Genomic DNA, 16,294 nt, shown 5'->3' on the forward strand with positions numbered 1-16,294 from the left:
GAGCTGGCTTGCCTGCGAAGGCGGAGTATCAGTGGATGCATGCGGCGACTGACACAGCGCGAGCTAACCCGCTCCCCTATCAGGCCCCATTGCTCATTGGCGTCATCGTTCTCTGTCTCTACAAAGCAATGCTGACCTCATAGGACTCGGCAGTTCCTCCAGCGTGTATTGCACTGACAGGAGCCACCAGGGCTCGCGCGTTAACAGTCTTTGACAGTTTTTCGACAAAGCTGTCAAAGACCCTCGGGCGCCGCGCCCCTAACATCCCGGCATCCAAACCACCTGCCGGGTGCTCTTCATGCTTCGCACATTGCGCAGTATTCCGCTGCTCGGTTGCCTATTGGGCAGTATCGGCTGCCATGGGCAGCCGCCTGCTCCGCCGTCGATCCCCAAGGGCGACTACAGCGCGATTATCCGCTACCTGCAAAATCGCATCCCCCGTGACATGGCCCAGGCCAATACCTCAGGTTTGTCGATTGCGCTGATCAACGGCCAAGAGTTGATCTGGGCCCGTGGGTTCGGCATGGCCGACAAATCCAAGGGCCTGCCGGTGACGCCGAACACTGCCTTCCGGGCCGGCGCGATCTCCAAACTACTCACCACCAGCGCCGCCCTGCAACTGGTTGAACAGCAGCGGCTGGCGCTGGACGCGCCGATCCAGCAGACCCTGCGCGAATTCCATGTGCGCTCGCGCTTCCACACCGACCAGCAGGCCGCCGACCGCGATATCACCTTGCGTCGCCTGCTCAGCCACCAATCCGGCCTGCCCAGCGAACACCTGCGCGACCTTCACAACCGCTATGCCATGGGGCAGATGCCGATGCGCCTTTCAGGCGTCTGGCTGAGCACACCGCCTGGCACGCAGGTGGCCTATTCCAACCTGGGGTACGCGCTGGTGGGCGCGGCCATCGAGCGCAGCAGCGGCTACGATTTTGAAACCCAACTGCAGCACAGCCTGCTAAAACCGCTGCAAATGGACCGTGCGAGCTTTGTCGGGACCGCTGCACAGACAGGCTATCGCGCCCAGGGCTATCAGGACGGTATCGCCAGCACCGACGCGCAAGTCCGTGACCTCGCCGCCGGCGGCTTGTGGGCCAGCCCCAAGGACCTTGGCCATTACGTGCAGATGCTCTTTGCCAAGGGGCTCTACAAAGGCAACCGGGTGATGGCCGGCCGCTCCATCGATGAAATGTTCACCCAACAGAACACCGGCAACGCCCTGGACTTCGATTGCCAGATCGGGCTGGCCTGGTTTCTTGCGCCCTGCGGTGACGAGCCAGTGGGCCCTGGGGTGCGTGCTTTCCAGCACAGCGGCGGTGGTGATGATTTTGCCGCGCAACTGACCCTGCTGCCAGACCAGCAGTTGGCCGTGATCATCATGGCCAACGACAGCAATGCCGAAGACCTGGTCGCCACACTGGCCACCGATACCCTGCGCCTGATGCTCCAGGCGCAAACCGGCGAGCCGATGTGCGGCGACGACTGCCAGGCGCCCCGCCACGGGCTCAAGTTGCGCCAGGTGCCGGCCGCCATCGACCGCCAACGCCTGGCCGGGTTCTATGCCACCGCCTGGGGTATCTTTCGGATCAAGGAGGACGCTCATCGGCTGCACGGCGAGCTGGCCGGCCATGACTTCGAGCTGCTGCGTGACGACCAGGGCTGGCTGCGCGCGCAAAAAAAGGTACTGGGCTTTTGGCTCAAGGACCTGGGCGAACTGGGCCGCGTGCAGCTCGACGTTATCACCGTGCAAGGCCGACAGATGCTCACCGCGCGCAGCCACGGCCAGCGCGTCGCCATCGGTGAGCGCATCAACCCGCCGCCGCTGCCCCTGGCCTGGGCCGACACCGTCGGCACCTATCAAGTGCTCAATACCCACGAACCCGATGCGCCGTTGAGCGGCATCAGCGTGCGCCTGGAAGAAGGTTTTCTGGTGATTCGCGGCCAACTGCACGACGAGCCGCTGACCGACTACATCCTGCTGCCCGTGGACAACGCCCATGCGGTGCTCGCCGGCACCGGCTACGGCCTGGGCGACACCGTCAGCCGCCAGGTCAACGGCCTGAGCGCTTCGGGCTACTCCTTCAAACGTACCCACCCCTCCTTGAGTTTCTGAGCCCATGAAAACCCTGATGAATGCCAAACACCTTTGCCTGTCCTTCACGTCCCTGTGCTTGCTAACCGGCGTCGATAGCGTGATGGCCGAGGACTGGGCCTACAGCCTCAAGGCCGGCGTGGCCAACCTGCCGCGTTACAGCGGCAGCGACGAGCGCAGGACCACTCCCGTGGTCGGTGCTGCCGTCGTCAGCCCCTGGGGGATTTTCCTCGACACCGACAAAGGCCTGGGCTGGGGCTACGAAGGCAATGCGTTGAGCTTCAGCGCCTATGTTGGCGCCAGCGAATCGCGCGAGGATAAAAACACGTCCATGCACGCGGGTTCCAAACGCCTCAAAGGCATGGGCGAAATCAAATCGCGTGCGCAACTGGGGGTCAGTGCCCACTACAACCTGGGCCGCATGATGGTCGGCGCCACCCTGGAGCACGCTCTCCAAGAAGAAGATCAAAAGGACAGCGGCAAGGCGTTTACCCACCTGGAACTGAGCCTTGGCACCCAGCTGTACGAAGGCCGCTACGGCTCCGTCGATGCCAGCCTCAGCAGCCATTTTGGCGACCGCAACTACCTGCAGACCTGGTACGGCGTGACCACTGGCCAGGCCGCGCGCAGCCGTTTCCAGGCCTACAAGGCGGGTGCGGGCAATATCAGCAATGGCATGAACCTGGTGTGGAGCTTGCCGATCAGCGAGCACACCCGGTTCTCGACCTTGCTGGACGTGCAGTACCTGGCGGATGAAGCGGGCAAAAGTCCGATTGTGGAGCGGCGGCTGCAGACGTCGGTAATGGGCGCGATCGAATACACCTTCTAAGCGCTGTACTTGTAGTGAGCGGGCTCGCCCCGCGCTGGGTGGCGAAGCCGCCCCAAACCAGTCGCCGCAGCTTCAAATGACGCACCGCAGCGTCCCGATTGGGGCCGCTTCGCGGCGCGGCGCGGGGCGAGCCCGCTCACTACGGGGTTGTTAGTCGGCATACGCCCATGTCATCCGAAACGACGCCCCGCCCCACTCTGAATCCAGCACTTGCACCTGGCCGCCGTGCCACTGCGACACCCGCTGCACCAGCGCCAGGCCCAGGCCGAAGCCGCCGGTGCGACGGTCGCGGCTGGCGTCCAGGCGCATGAAAGGCTGGAAGATCCTCGACCGGCCCTCCTCCGGCACGCCGGGGCCGTCGTCGCACACCCGCACTTCGTAGCCGCTGCCGAACTTGACCAGCGAGACTTCCACGCGGCGCTCGGCGTAGCGGATCGCGTTGCGCAGAAGGTTGATCACCGCACGCGCCATGAAGCGCGGTTCGATCTCGATAAAATCCACCTCACAGGTGCGCAACGATAGTTGGATGCCGGCGGCCTCAGCCTCCAGCGCCACGCTGCCGATCACACTGTCGAGCCAACTGTGGGCCTCGATGCGCTCGCGGGTGACCTGGGTGGCGCCACGCTCCAGGCTGGCGTAGGTGAGCAGCTCGGAGACCATTTCTTCCAGCTCGCCGAGGTCGGCATACATGTCCGCGATCAATTCACTGCGCTGGCGCGGCTCGCTCTGCTGCTTGAGCTGGTCAAGCTCGAACGACAGGCGCGCAATCGGCGTGCGCAGCTCATGGGACACGGCGTTGGTCAAGTCGCGCTGGTTGGCGATCAGGCTTTCGATGCGCTCAGCCATTTGGTTGAAATGCCCGGCCAACGCGCGCACGGTGGAGCGCCTTGGCAACAGGATGCGTGAGCTGAGGTCGTTGTTGCCAAAGCGTTGTGCCGCCAGGCGAATGTGTTCCAGGTCGCGCCAGTGCGGACGCACCCAGAAATACAGCACGATCGCCAGGCTCAATCCCAGCAGGCCGTAGGCCCACAAGTACAGCCATTTGGGCTCTTCGGGCAGCTTGATATTGAGCAGTTGCGGGCCGCCGTCGATGGTGGCGATGAACTCCATAAAATCGCCACGTACCACCAACTCCCCGTCCGCGAGCAATTGCCGCTCGCGTTGGCTCAACCCCAGTTCATCGCGCTGCACCAGGTCCAGGCGCAGGCCGTAATAGGGCTGCAGCTCGCGCACCCGGGCCTCGCGGGCACTCGCCGGCAGCGGTCGCAACTGCTCGACCAAACCATAGGCCGGGCCACGCATGGCTTCGCGGTTATAGGTTTCATTGGCTTCAGGCAGCAGCTCGTCGTAGGTGTAGTTGACCAGCCAGATCGCCCCCGCCAGGCCCAGCGCCAGGATGATGTACAGGCGGATATACAGCCGCAGCATCTAGACCTCCCACGCGAACGGGTTGAACAGGTAGCCCTTGCCCCAGATGGTCTTGATGCACACCGGCTCGCGCGGGTTGTCGTTGAGTTTGCCGCGCAGTTTGCTGATGTACACATCGACGCTGCGGTTGAGGCCATCGAAGGCAATGCCGCGCATACGGTTGAGGATGTCATCGCGGGACAGGATCGTGCCCGAATTGCTGGCCAGCAGCCACAGCAGCTCGAACTCCATGGTGGTGAGGTCGATCTTGTCGTCGCCCAGGCTGACCACCCGGCAACTGCGGTCGATGGACAAGCACCCGAATGCCAGGGCTCCGCGCACCGTGGGCTCCGGCGCCTGCCGCCGTTGCAGGGCACGCAGGCGCGCCAGCAGCACAGGAGGCTTGATCGGCTTGATCACGTAGTCGTCGGCACCGGACTCCAGGCCAAGGATATGGTCCAGATCGTCTTCCTTGGCCGTCAGGATCACGATAGGCGTGTCGGACACCGCACGGATCCCGCGGCACACGTGCAGGCCGCTCTGACCGGGCAACATCAGGTCGAGCACGACGATCTTCGGCTTGAAGTCCAGGAACGCCGCCAGGGCGTCGTCGCCGCGGTGCTCCACGCGCACCTCGAAACCATGCTGCGACAGGAAATGCGCGATCAGCCCAGCCAGTTTTTCGTCGTCTTCAACGAGCAAGACCTTGCCCAGCCCCAGGTTTTCCATAAGTTCTCAGTGTGCCGACGCGGATTGAAAAGCAGGCATTATAGGTGGCAAGCTGGGCGACCAGAGCAGCTGGCCAGCATTGGCCGATGAAGCTTCATGCTTTTAACAGCTTTTAACAAATAACCTGCACTCTTTAACGCCACCCACAGGGAGTTGTATGCGCAAGGATTACCTGGCGTTCTTTGTATCACTGTTCCTGTCGCGACTCGCCGACCAGATTCTGCTGTTTATCGTGCCGTTGATTGTGTTCCAGACCACCCAGAGCGTCGCCTGGGCCGGGCTGGCGTTCTTTGTCGAATCGCTGCCACGTTACCTGGCATTCCCGGTGTGCGGCGCATTGTGCGACAGGTTCGCACCGGCGCGCATCCTGCACATCAGCCAGGTTTATCGGGCGCTGGCCTGTGTGCTGGCGGTCGCCTTGTACGGGGTGTTCGGCGGTATTCACTGGATCGTGCTGCTCTCGGCGCTGTGCGGGGTACTGACCACCCAGGGCATCATGGCGCGGGAAGTGCTGATGCCGCGGGTCTTCGAGCAATACACCTACGCCAAGACCCTCTCCTATTCTCAGATTGCCGACCAGAGCGGCCTGGTGCTCGGCCCGCTTATCGCGACCTTGATGCTGGAGGTGTGGGCCTGGCATTGGGTGGTGTTGGGGATCGCCGGGCTGTTTGTGCTGGCCGACCTGGCGATGCTGATCTGGCAGCGCAACACCACGGTGAACCTGGAGCGCGTCGATCAGCACGCGGGTATCTGGCTGCAGCCGCTGCGTATCGCCTTCGGGCATATTCGCACCCTACCGGAACTGAAGCGCATCATTGCCCTGGCGGTCGGCGTGAACCTGATCGTCGGCGTGACACTGGCCACATCGGCAGCGCTGGTCACGGGGCAATTCGCCGCCGGTAAAGATGCCTACGCGCTGTTGCAGGCGGCCGGCGCGGGGGTGACGATCGCCATCCTGTTTTACCTGGCACGCGCCACCCTGGCGTTGAAAGTGCTGGGCGGGCTGTCGTATTCGATGATCGGCGTCGGGGCACTGGTCATGGCATTCAGTCCCGACCTGTGGGCCTATAGCCTGGGCTTCCTGCTGGTCACCGGCTTCGACAAGATGTTCAACGTGTACATGCGCAGCACGCGTCAGCGGGTTATCCCCGCGCAGGATTTCGGCAAAACGGTAGGCGTCATCACGCTGCTCAACAACCTGGCGCAACCCTTGGCCGGCCTCGCGATTGCGGTGCTGGCCGCGCCTTTGAGTACCCAGACAGTGATCCTGCTGCTGACCGGGGTCAGCGCATTGATCGGCGTGGCCGTGGCCTCAGGCTGGCACGCCACTGTGAAAGCGGAACTCGACGTCGGGTGATTCGATCAGTGCCTGCTCGGCCGCCCTCACCCGCTCGATGACCTGGGCGATGTCCTTGGCGTCGCCGTACTGGTACGCCAGCTTCAGGTAACCCTGGAAGTGCCGCGCCTCGCTTTTCAACAGGCCGAAGTAAAACTTGCCGAGTTCTTCGTCCAAATGCGGCACCAATGCCTCGAAACGCTCGCAACTGCGCGCTTCGATAAAGGCGCCCACCACCAACGTGTCCACCAGCTTGACCGGCTCGTGACTGCGCACGACCTTGCGCAAACCGGAGGCATAACGCCCGGCATGCAACTGGCGCAGCTCCACCTTGCGCTTCTTGATCAGGCGCATGACTTGCTCATGGTGCACCAGCTCTTCGCGGGCCAGGCGCGACATCATGCTGATCAGGTCAACATGGCCGTGGTACTTGGCGATCAGGCTCAGGGCGGTGCTGGCGGCCTTGAATTCGCAGTTCTTGTGGTCGATCAGCAGGGTGTCCTGATCGGCCAGCGCGGTCTGGACCCAGGCATCAGGGGTGCGGCAACCGAGGAATTCGTGGATTTCTGGCAGGTTCATCGGGCTCACGGGCAAAAGCATCACAAAAGGGCGCCGATTATACCGACCGCGCCGCAGACCACCAGTCACCGGCCTTGATGCGCATCAACATGACGGCTGCCCCAGAGCAACTATAGTTGTTGCCTATGCCCCTTCCTGGAGATCCCGACCATGCAAGCTATCCGCAGCATCCTGGTGGTCATCGAGCCCGAACATTCGGAAAGCCTGGCCCTCAAGCGTGCCAAGCTGATCGCCGGCGTCACCGGCGCGCACCTGCATTTGCTGGTCTGCGACAAACAGCATGAGCATTCAGCGCTGTTGAGCCTGCTCAAATCGGGCTTGCAGGAAGACGGTTACAGCGTCAGCACTGAGCAGGCGTGGAACACCAGCCTGCACGAAACCATCATCGACGTGCAGCAGGCCGAAGGGTGCGGGCTGGTGATCAAGCAGCATTTCCCCGACAGCTCGCTGAAAAAAGCCCTGCTGACGCCTGCGGACTGGAAACTGCTGCGTTATTGCCCGTGCGCGGTGTTGCTGGTCAAGACGGCGAGGTCGTGGACGGATAGCATCATCCTGGCGGCGATTGATGTGGGTAACACCGATCCAGAACATCAGCAACTGCACAACACGATCATCGACCACGGCTTTGAAATCGCCGGCCTGGCCAAGGCGCAGTTGCATGTGATCAGCGCCCATCCGTCGCCCATGTTGTCGGCGGCGGATCCGACGTTCCAGCTCAGGGAAACCATCCAGGCGCGTTACCGCGAGCAGTGCAAGGCGTTTCAAGCAGAATTTGATGTGGACGACTCGCACCTGCATATCGAGGAAGGGCCTGCGGATGTGTTGATTCCCTTTGCAGCGCACAAGTGGCAGGCGGCGGTGACCATCATCGGCACCGTGGCGCGCACCGGGCTCTCGGGGGCGCTGATCGGGAATACGGCGGAGGTGATACTGGATGCCGTGGAGAGTGATGTGCTGGTGCTCAAGCCACAAACGTTGATGGATCACCTGGAGGAGCTGGCGACCAAGGCCTGATTCGATGTTCCGGACCACGCAGATCAAAAATGTGGGAGCGGGCTTGCTCGCGAATACGGTGTGTCAGTAAATACATAATTGGCTGATACACCGCATTCGCGAGCAAGCCCGCTCCCACATTGGGTTATGTGTTATTCCTGGGAAAATGCATCCTTCAGGAAACCTGGGGCGATATAGCGCTGGTAATGCGCTTCGGAGAGGATAAAGAACTCGCGGTCGATGGCATCCCGCAGTTCCGGCAAGGCCCAGTCGCGAAACTCCGGCAGCAGCACCATGCCATACGCCTCCAGGTTGGAAATCACCCGCGCGCCCCGGGCGATCAACTGGTAGGCCCAGCAGTACTCGGACTGATGCGGCACAAAGCGGATCTTGCGTTGCTCCAGTTGACCGCGCAGGGTCTTGGGGTCGAACACTTCCAGCTTGGCGACCATCACCTGCACCAGCAGTTGCTCCAGCCGCAGCCAGACCGCGCGTTTTTCTTCTTCGTTATAGCCGTTCCACTGGATCACTTCATGGTGGAAGCGCTTGCAGCCACGGCACACGAGATCGCCGTAAACCGTGGAGCACAGGCCGACGCAAGGGGTCTTGATGGTTTGGTGGGACATGGGCAACGACACGCAGATCAGCGAAACACTGCGCCATGTTAGCCCTTTGTCTAACCTTCATCACCCTGCAAACTTGGCGGGGCAACTTACCTTTAGCATTTTTTTGCCGTAGAATCACCCGGCCTTGTAAGGCGCCAATAATCCGCTGGAAGCTGTTTTCAAAGCGTCACGAGCACAGTCGTTCCTTCAGAACGGTGTTGGCGATGGTCAATGACTCGGTAGGTCATGCCCTCGCCAACCCTCATCAGCTCCGTTCTGCAGGCGTAAAACTTTGAAAGCAGCTTCTGTGAGAGATGCCGGCAGCGCTGGCTTTGCGGCCCAAAAAGCCCCCGAGCGCACGCGTGCAGGTCATTTCTGGATGAGCGTCCCGTGGGACCACTGATGAGGGTAATAACTGTGCTTGAAGCCTACCGCAAACATATCGAAGAGCGTGCCGCCCTGGGTATCGTTCCCCAGCCGCTTAACGCCGAACAAACCGCAGGCCTGGTCGAGCTGCTGAAAAATCCCCCGGCTGGCGAAGAAGAATTCCTCGTTGACCTGATCACCAACCGCATTCCACCAGGCGTTGACGAAGCTGCCTACGTCAAGGCCGGTTTCCTCTCCGCCCTGGCCAAGGGTGAAGCCACTTCCCCCCTGATCGACAAGAAACGCGCCGTTGAACTGCTTGGCACCATGCAAGGCGGCTACAACATCGTGACCCTGGTCGAGCTGCTGGACGACACCGAACTGGCACCTGTCGCTGCCGCCCAGCTCAAGCACACCCTGCTGATGTTTGATGCGTTCCATGACGTGGCTGAAAAAGCCCGCAACGGCAACGTACACGCCAAGGCCGTGATCCAGTCCTGGGCTGACGGCGAGTGGTTCAGCAACCGCCCTACCCTGGCCGACAAGATCAGCCTGCGCGTATTCAAGGTCACCGGCGAAACCAACACCGACGACCTGTCCCCCGCGCCGGATGCCTGGTCCCGTCCTGACATCCCGCTGCACGCCTTGGCCATGCTGAAAATGGCGCGTGAAGGCATCGTACCGGACGAGCAAGGCAAGACCGGCCCGATGAAGCAGATCGAAGAGATGCGCGGCCAAGGCTTCCCGATCGCCTACGTCGGTGACGTGGTTGGTACCGGTTCCTCGCGTAAATCCGCGACCAACTCCGTGCTGTGGTTCTTCGGCGACGACGTTCCTTACGTACCGAACAAGCGCGCCGGCGGCTTCTGCTTCGGCAGCAAGATCGCTCCCATCTTCTACAACACCATGGAAGATGCCGGCGCACTGCCAATCGAGTTCGATGTTTCCAACATGAACATGGGCGACGTGATCGACCTGTACCCGCATGCCGGCAAGGTTTGCAAACACGGTACCGACGAAGTCATCACCACCTTCGAAATGAAAACCCCGGTGCTGTTGGACGAAGTTCGCGCCGGCGGCCGTATCCCGCTGATCATTGGTCGCGGCCTGACCGACAAGGCCCGTGCCGAGCTGGGCCTGGGCCCTACCGACCTGTTCAAGCTGCCTGAAGCACCTGTCGACACCGGCAAAGGCTTCACCCTGGCGCAGAAAATGGTCGGCAAGGCGTGCGGCCTGCCGGAAGGCAAAGGCGTTCGTCCTGGCACCTACTGCGAACCGAAGATGACCACCGTGGGCTCTCAGGACACCACTGGTCCCATGACCCGTGATGAACTAAAAGACCTGGCGTGCCTGGGCTTCTCAACCGATCTGGTAATGCAGTCTTTCTGCCATACCGCGGCCTATCCAAAGCCGATCGACGTGACCACCCACCACACCCTGCCTGACTTCATCATGACCCGCGGTGGTGTATCGCTGCGTCCAGGCGACGGTATCATCCACAGCTGGCTGAACCGCATGCTGCTGCCGGACACCGTGGGTACCGGTGGCGACTCCCACACCCGTTTCCCGATGGGCATCTCGTTCCCGGCCGGTTCTGGCTTGGTCGCGTTCGCCGCAGCCACTGGCGTGATGCCACTGGACATGCCGGAATCGATCCTGGTGCGCTTCAAAGGCAAAATGAAACCTGGCATCACCCTGCGTGACCTGGTTCATGCCATTCCTTACTACGCGATCCAGTCGGGCCTGCTGACAGTCGAGAAGAAGGGCAAGAAGAACGCCTTCTCCGGCCGCATCCTGGAAATCGAAGGTTTGAACGACCTGACGCTGGAGCAGGCTTTCGAGCTGTCCGACGCCTCGGCCGAACGTTCGGCGGCCGGTTGCACCATCAAGCTGTCCAAAGAGTCCGTCACCGAGTACCTGAACTCCAACATCACCCTGCTGCGCTGGATGATCGGCGAAGGCTATGGTGACCCACGTACTCTGGAACGTCGCGCCCAAGCGATGGAAGCCTGGGTTGCCAACCCTGAGCTGATGGAAGCCGACGCCGACGCTGAATACGCCGAAGTCATCGAAATCGACCTGTCGGAAATCAACGAGCCGATCCTCTGCGCGCCGAACGACCCGGACGATGCCCGTCTGTTGTCCAGCGTTGCCGGCGAGAAGATCGACGAAGTGTTCATCGGTTCGTGCATGACCAACATTGGCCACTTCCGCGCTGCCGGCAAGTTGCTGGAGCAGGTCAAGGGGCAGTTGCCAACTCGCCTGTGGCTGTCGCCGCCGACCAAGATGGACGCTCACCAGTTGACCGAAGAAGGCTACTACGGCATCTACGGCAAGGCCGGCGCGCGCATGGAAATGCCGGGCTGCTCGCTGTGCATGGGTAACCAGGCACGTGTCGAGCCGAACTCGACCGTGGTATCCACGTCGACCCGTAACTTCCCGAACCGCCTGGGTGACGGCGCTAACGTCTACCTGGCTTCGGCCGAGCTGGCGGCAGTGGCTTCGACCCTGGGTCGCCTGCCGACCGTCGAGGAATACATGGGCTACGCGGCGAAACTGGACACCATGGCCAGTGACGTCTACCGCTACCTGAACTTCGACCAGATCGCCGAGTTCCGCAAGATCGCAGCAAGCGCCAACATCCCGGTGATTCAAGCCTAAGGATGTATTGATGTGAAAGGCGCCGCGTATCGCAAGGTACGCGGCGTTTTTTTATGCCTGGAACAGTATTAATGACAACCCGAAACAAATGTGGGAGCTGGCTTGCCTGCGATAGCGATGTCTCAGTCAGCCCATCTGACATTGATACACCGCCATCGCAGGCAAGCCAGCTCCCACAGTTTCAGCCCTGTTCAGTCATATAGACCGCGTGAGCCTCAAGCGATAAACGAATACACCAACGCCGTAATCGCCACCAACCCCACCGCCGTGACAAACACATTCGACGCCTGCCCACGGTATTTGGCCATGGCCGGCACCTTGCGGATCGCGTACATCGGCATCAGGAACAGGATCGAGGCGATGATCGGCCCGCCCAAGGTCTCGATCATCCCCAGAATGCTTGGATTCAATGTGGCAACGATCCAGCACACCACCAGCATGAAGGCGGCCGTCATGCGGTTCAGGTTCTTGGCGCTCGGACGGCGGCCGGTCTTCAGCACCAGGCCCTGGAGGCCTTCGCTGGCGCCGATGTAGTGGCCCAGAAAGGACTTGGCGATCGCCACGAACGCGATCAGCGGCGCGGCAAACGCGATGGTCGGGTTGTTGAAGTGGTTGGCCAGGTAGGACAGGATCGACAGGTTCTGCGCTTTCGCTTCGGCCAACTGCGCCGGCGACAGGGTCAACACACAGCTGAACACGAAAAACAGCACCATCGCCACCATCAACAGATGTGCGCGGAACAGGATCTGCGAGCTGCGTTCATCGGCGCGGGCACCGTACTGGCGCTTCTGGTCCACCGCAAAAGCCGAGATGATCGGCGAATGGTTGAACGAAAACACCATTACCGGAATCGCCAACCACAGGGTATTGAGCAATGTGGAGGGTGCCGGGACCACGCTGGCAGTGCTGAGGATGCCGCCATTCCAATGCGGGACCAGATACACCGCCAGGAACAGCAAGGCGACGATAAACGGATACACCATCAGGCTCATGGCCTTGACGATCACCTGTTCACCGCAACGCACCACGGCCAGCAGGCCGAGGATCAGCAAGAACGACAGGATCGCCCGTGGCGGCGGCAGGATGTGCAACTGGTGCTCCATGAAACTGCCTACGGTGTTGGTCAACGCCACGCTGTAGATCAGCAGGATCGGGAAGATCGCAAAAAAGTACAGCAACGTGATCAGCGCACCGGCCTTGATGCCGAAGTGCTCTTCAACCACATCGGTGATGTCGGAGCCTTCACGCCCGGACAGGACGAAACGGGTCAGGCCACGGTGGGCGAAGAACGTCATCGGGAAGGCCAGCAGTGCCAGGATCACCAGCGGCCAGAAGCCGCCCAGGCCCGCGTTGATCGGCAAGAACAGCGTGCCGGCGCCAATGGCGGTGCCGAACAGGCCAAGCATCCAGGTGGTGTCCTGACGGCTCCAGGTTGTGAGGGTTGCAGGTGTCGTCTCATAGCGTTCGTCGACGCTATTGGCCTGATCATTCATCCGGTCGGATCTCCGCATTGACATGGCCGGGACGTGTCAGAAAACCTGACAGGCAGCGCCCCAACCATAGAAGGGGCCGGATTGTCCGGGATTCTTTCGAATAAGCAAAGACTTAGCTGAGCAACGGTGGGCCGGTGCAGCGGCCAGAATTGGGAGCAACGCGCCGCTACCCGGGGCATTGCCGGTTGACAGCGCCTCGCCCACGCCAGCATGATCGGCCCATGAATTTTATTGCGCTGAACCTCACCCGTACCACCACCACGACCGCTTCCGGCGGGCCGTGCGGTGGCTGTGGGTGCCTGAGCTAGACACTCCACGGATTCAACCCAAGGCCCCGCCAGCAATGGACGGGGCCTTTTTATTGCTCCGCCATTCGGCAATCACAAGGAGCAACACCATGGCTGACGCCCTGCTGATCATCGACATGCAGACCGGTTTATACGATGGTCCGGAAAAACCCTTCGAACGCGAACGCGTGCTGCACACCATCAACCAGCTGATCCAGCGCACACGCCGCGCAGGCAAGCCGATCTACGTGGCCTGTCACACCGGCCCGGCAGGTTCGCCGATTGAAGCCGGCAGCCCCCTCTGGCAACCGTGGCATGCGCTGGACGTAGACGCGTCCCGCGATCATCTGTTCAACAAGAGCCGCCCCAGCTGCTTCCTGGGCACGGGTCTGGAGCAGCATCTGAAAGCGGCGCACGTCGATGAGCTGGTGATCGTGGGCATGAAAACCCAGTTCTGCATCGACACCACATGCCGTGTGGCGGTGGAACTGGGCTTTTCAGTGGTATTGCCGCAGGACGCTCATACTTGCATGGACACGCCGGCACTCAAGGCCGAGGCGATTATCGAACATCACAATGCAACCCTGACAGGGGCCTTCGTAAAGCGGGTGAAAGCAGCCGAAGTTTTGTTCTGACAGCGCGGCGACTGCAGGAACGAATTTGCTCGTTCCTGCAGTATTTTTTCTACCCCGACAAAACGCCTTGCCTTACAAATCCCGCATACTGACCCACTCAAACCCTTCAGGAAGAGCCTTCCGATGACCGCCACCGTTCTGGTCCTGGTAGAAACCATCAACGAATACCTGCCCATCATCGAGAGCAACGACTTTCATGTGATCCTGGCGCCGACGCCCGCCGAACGCACCGCCGCCATCAAGGCCCACGGCGGCCAGATCAAGGCGGTGCTGACCCGCGGCCCGCTGGGCTTGTACGCCGAGGAAATTGCCGCCCTGCCACTGCTGGAAATCATCTGCGTGATCGGTGCCGGCTACGAACACGTGGACCTGCAGGCCGCCAGCAATCGCGGGATTGTCGTCACCAACGGCGCGGGTGTGAATGCGCCGTCGGTGGCCGACCATGCCATGGCGTTGCTGCTGGCGCTGGTACGCGGCATCCCGCAAACGGACGCCGCCGTGCGCCGCGGCGAATGGCCGAAGGTGATGCGCCCTTCCCTGGGCGGCAAGCAACTGGGCATTCTCGGGCTCGGTGCGGTGGGCCTGGAGATCGCCAAGCGCGCGTCGCTGGGGTTCGGCATGCAGGTGAGTTATCACAACCGCCAGCCGCGCGATGACGTCGACTACACCTATTGCGCCAGCGCCGTGGAACTGGCGCGCACCTCGGACTTCCTGGTCCTGGCCACGCCCGGCGGCGGCGGCACCCGGCACCTGATCGACCGCCACGCCCTGGATGCCCTCGGACCCAATGGCTACCTGGTCAACATCGGCCGTGGCAGCGTGGTGGTCACCGCCGACCTGGTCGCGGCCCTGGAGCAACGCCGCATCGGTGGCGCCGCGTTGGATGTGTTCGACGATGAGCCCAAGGTGCCCGACGCGCTCAAGACGCTCGCCAATACGGTGCTCACCTCCCACGTGGCGGGTCTGTCGCCGGAAGCCGCCCATGACACCGTGCAGCGCGTGGCCGACAACCTGGTGGAATACTTCGCCGGGCGTTCGGTGCTCACGCCGGTGGCCTTGCCCGCGCCCAATAAATGACCGATCAGGCACGCTGATCATCCTGCAACACGCTAACCTATTAAGCCGCCCCGACCTTGTCGCTGGGCGGTTGCGCGCATTAGATTAGGAAATAGTCCAAGGCCTCTAGAATAAGCAGAAGGGATAAGCATGGCGCTGAACGACCAATCGACCCAGATTCGCCCAGGCGAAGAACTTGATGCCGGCCTGATCGATCCTTACCTCAAGGCCCATATCCCCGGCCTGAGCGGCACGCCCACCATCAGCCAGTTCCCCGGCGGCGCGTCCAACCTGACCTACCTGCTGGAATATCCGGGCCAGGAATTCGTGCTGCGCCGCCCGCCCTTTGGCCACAAGGCCAAATCCGCCCACGACATGGGCCGCGAATTCCGTATCCTCAACCAGCTCAAAGACGGCTTTCCGTACTGCCCCAAGGCGTATGTGCATTGCACCGATGAGTCGGTGATCGGCGCCGAGTTCTATGTGATGGAGCGCGTCAATGGCATCATCCTGCGCTCTGACCTGCCGGCACAGCTGGACCTGGACGTCAGCAAGACCGAAGCCTTGTGCAAAAGCTTTATCGACAAGTTCGTCGAACTGCACCAGGTGGATTACACCGCCTGTGGCCTGGCGGACCTGGGCAAGCCTGAAGGTTATGTGGCGCGTCAGATCCGTGGCTGGAGCGACCGCTATGAAAAAGCCCTGACCCCCGATGCACCGAGCTGGGAAGCCGTGCGCGCCTGGCTCAACGACAAGATGCCGGCCGATCATCCCACCTCCAGCATCGTGCACAACGACTACCGCTTCGATAACGTGATCCTCGACCCGCACAACCCGATGCAGATCATCGGCGTGCTGGACTGGGAGCTCACCACCCTCGGTGATCCGCTGATGGACCTGGGCAACACCCTTGCCTACTGGATCGAAGCCGGTGACCCTGCGCCGGTGCAACTGATGCGCCGCCAGCCGAGCAACGCCCCCGGCATGCTGACCCGCCGCGAGTTCGTCGACTATTACGCCGAGCGCTCGGGCCTTCAGATCGACAATTTCGACTTCTACTACACCTACGGCCTGTTCCGCCTGGCCGGCATCGTGCAGCAGATCTATTACCGCTTCTTTCATGGCCAGACCCAGGACAAACGCTTTGCGCAGTTCATTCACATGAACAAGCTGCTGGAGCAGATGAGCCTGACCGTCATCGGCAAATCGGCGCTCTGATCACAATA

At 61.6% G+C, this 16,294-nt stretch carries 13 protein-coding genes; 8 read left to right on the forward strand and 5 right to left on the reverse strand.

The genetic code is table 11. The annotated features are described in order from the left end of the window. Positions 1-298: 298 nt before the first annotated feature. Complete coding sequence (locus ACLH0H_RS00240; RefSeq protein ID WP_411380503.1) at positions 299-2,113, forward strand: serine hydrolase domain-containing protein; 1,815 nt, start codon at positions 299-301, stop codon at positions 2,111-2,113. A 16-nt stretch (positions 2,114-2,129) separates the two neighbouring features. Continuing rightward, positions 2,130-2,921 carry a MipA/OmpV family protein gene (locus ACLH0H_RS00245; protein WP_411380504.1) on the forward strand — a complete coding sequence of 264 codons (792 nt, stop codon included), beginning with the start codon at positions 2,130-2,132 and terminating at the stop codon, positions 2,919-2,921. 150 nt (positions 2,922-3,071) lie between these two features. Here the strand turns inward: ACLH0H_RS00245 and ACLH0H_RS00250 are convergent, their stop codons facing one another. Further along, complete coding sequence (locus tag ACLH0H_RS00250) at positions 3,072-4,349, reverse strand: ATP-binding protein (RefSeq protein ID WP_411380505.1); 1,278 nt, start codon at positions 4,347-4,349, stop codon at positions 3,072-3,074. Further along, positions 4,350-5,057 carry a winged helix-turn-helix domain-containing protein gene (locus ACLH0H_RS00255; protein WP_411380506.1) on the reverse strand — a complete coding sequence of 236 codons (708 nt, stop codon included), beginning with the start codon at positions 5,055-5,057 and terminating at the stop codon, positions 4,350-4,352. 157 nt (positions 5,058-5,214) lie between these two features. Here ACLH0H_RS00255 and ACLH0H_RS00260 point away from each other — a divergent pair, with 157 nt between their 5' ends. Further along, positions 5,215-6,414, forward strand: a complete 1,200-nt coding sequence (locus tag ACLH0H_RS00260; protein ID WP_411380507.1) for an MFS transporter — start codon at positions 5,215-5,217, stop codon at positions 6,412-6,414. On the opposite strand, the gene ACLH0H_RS00265 is transcribed toward ACLH0H_RS00260, so the two are convergent. Continuing rightward, positions 6,370-6,972 (reverse strand): tRNA-(ms[2]io[6]A)-hydroxylase, encoded by a 603-nt coding sequence (locus ACLH0H_RS00265; protein WP_411380508.1) that lies wholly within the window; start codon positions 6,970-6,972, stop codon positions 6,370-6,372. The two genes, ACLH0H_RS00260 and ACLH0H_RS00265, sit on opposite strands and share 45 nt — an antisense overlap. A 150-nt stretch (positions 6,973-7,122) precedes the next feature. Here ACLH0H_RS00265 and ACLH0H_RS00270 point away from each other — a divergent pair, with 150 nt between their 5' ends. Continuing rightward, entirely contained in the window at positions 7,123-7,986 is an 864-nt protein-coding gene (locus tag ACLH0H_RS00270) for a universal stress protein (protein WP_411380509.1), read from the forward strand. 131 nt (positions 7,987-8,117) lie between these two features. Here ACLH0H_RS00270 and ACLH0H_RS00275 read toward each other — a convergent pair whose 3' ends face one another. Then, a complete protein-coding gene (locus ACLH0H_RS00275; protein ID WP_186688897.1) occupies positions 8,118-8,591 on the reverse strand; it encodes a DUF1289 domain-containing protein in 474 nt (157 codons plus the stop codon). Between the two features lie 396 nt (positions 8,592-8,987). Between ACLH0H_RS00275 and acnB the strand changes: the two genes are divergently transcribed. Beyond that, positions 8,988-11,597: a bifunctional aconitate hydratase 2/2-methylisocitrate dehydratase gene (gene acnB, locus ACLH0H_RS00280; protein ID WP_411382474.1), complete on the forward strand. Its 2,610-nt coding sequence runs from the start codon at positions 8,988-8,990 to the stop codon at positions 11,595-11,597. 215 nt (positions 11,598-11,812) lie between these two features. On the opposite strand, the gene ACLH0H_RS00285 is transcribed toward acnB, so the two are convergent. Then, on the reverse strand, positions 11,813-13,090 hold the full coding sequence (locus ACLH0H_RS00285; RefSeq protein WP_411380510.1) for a serine/threonine transporter: 1,278 nt from the start codon (positions 13,088-13,090) through the stop codon (positions 11,813-11,815). Positions 13,091-13,487: 397 nt separating this feature from the next. On the opposite strand from ACLH0H_RS00285, the gene ACLH0H_RS00290 reads away from it, so the two are divergent. The 3 genes from ACLH0H_RS00290 to ACLH0H_RS00300 all read left to right on the forward strand — a co-directional run bounded on the left by ACLH0H_RS00290 (position 13,488) and on the right by ACLH0H_RS00300 (position 16,286). After that, positions 13,488-14,012 carry a cysteine hydrolase family protein gene (locus ACLH0H_RS00290; RefSeq protein ID WP_411380511.1) on the forward strand — a complete coding sequence of 175 codons (525 nt, stop codon included), beginning with the start codon at positions 13,488-13,490 and terminating at the stop codon, positions 14,010-14,012. Between the two features lie 123 nt (positions 14,013-14,135). Beyond that, entirely contained in the window at positions 14,136-15,089 is a 954-nt protein-coding gene (locus tag ACLH0H_RS00295; RefSeq protein ID WP_411380512.1) for a 2-hydroxyacid dehydrogenase, read from the forward strand. Positions 15,090-15,218: 129 nt separating this feature from the next. After that, positions 15,219-16,286 carry a phosphotransferase family protein gene (locus ACLH0H_RS00300; RefSeq protein ID WP_411380513.1) on the forward strand — a complete coding sequence of 356 codons (1,068 nt, stop codon included), beginning with the start codon at positions 15,219-15,221 and terminating at the stop codon, positions 16,284-16,286. The last annotated feature ends 8 nt before the right edge of the window (positions 16,287-16,294 follow it).

Source organism: Pseudomonas sp. MPB26 (assembly GCF_046605355.1).
Taxonomy (GTDB): Bacteria; Pseudomonadota; Gammaproteobacteria; order Pseudomonadales; family Pseudomonadaceae; genus Aquipseudomonas; species Aquipseudomonas cedrina.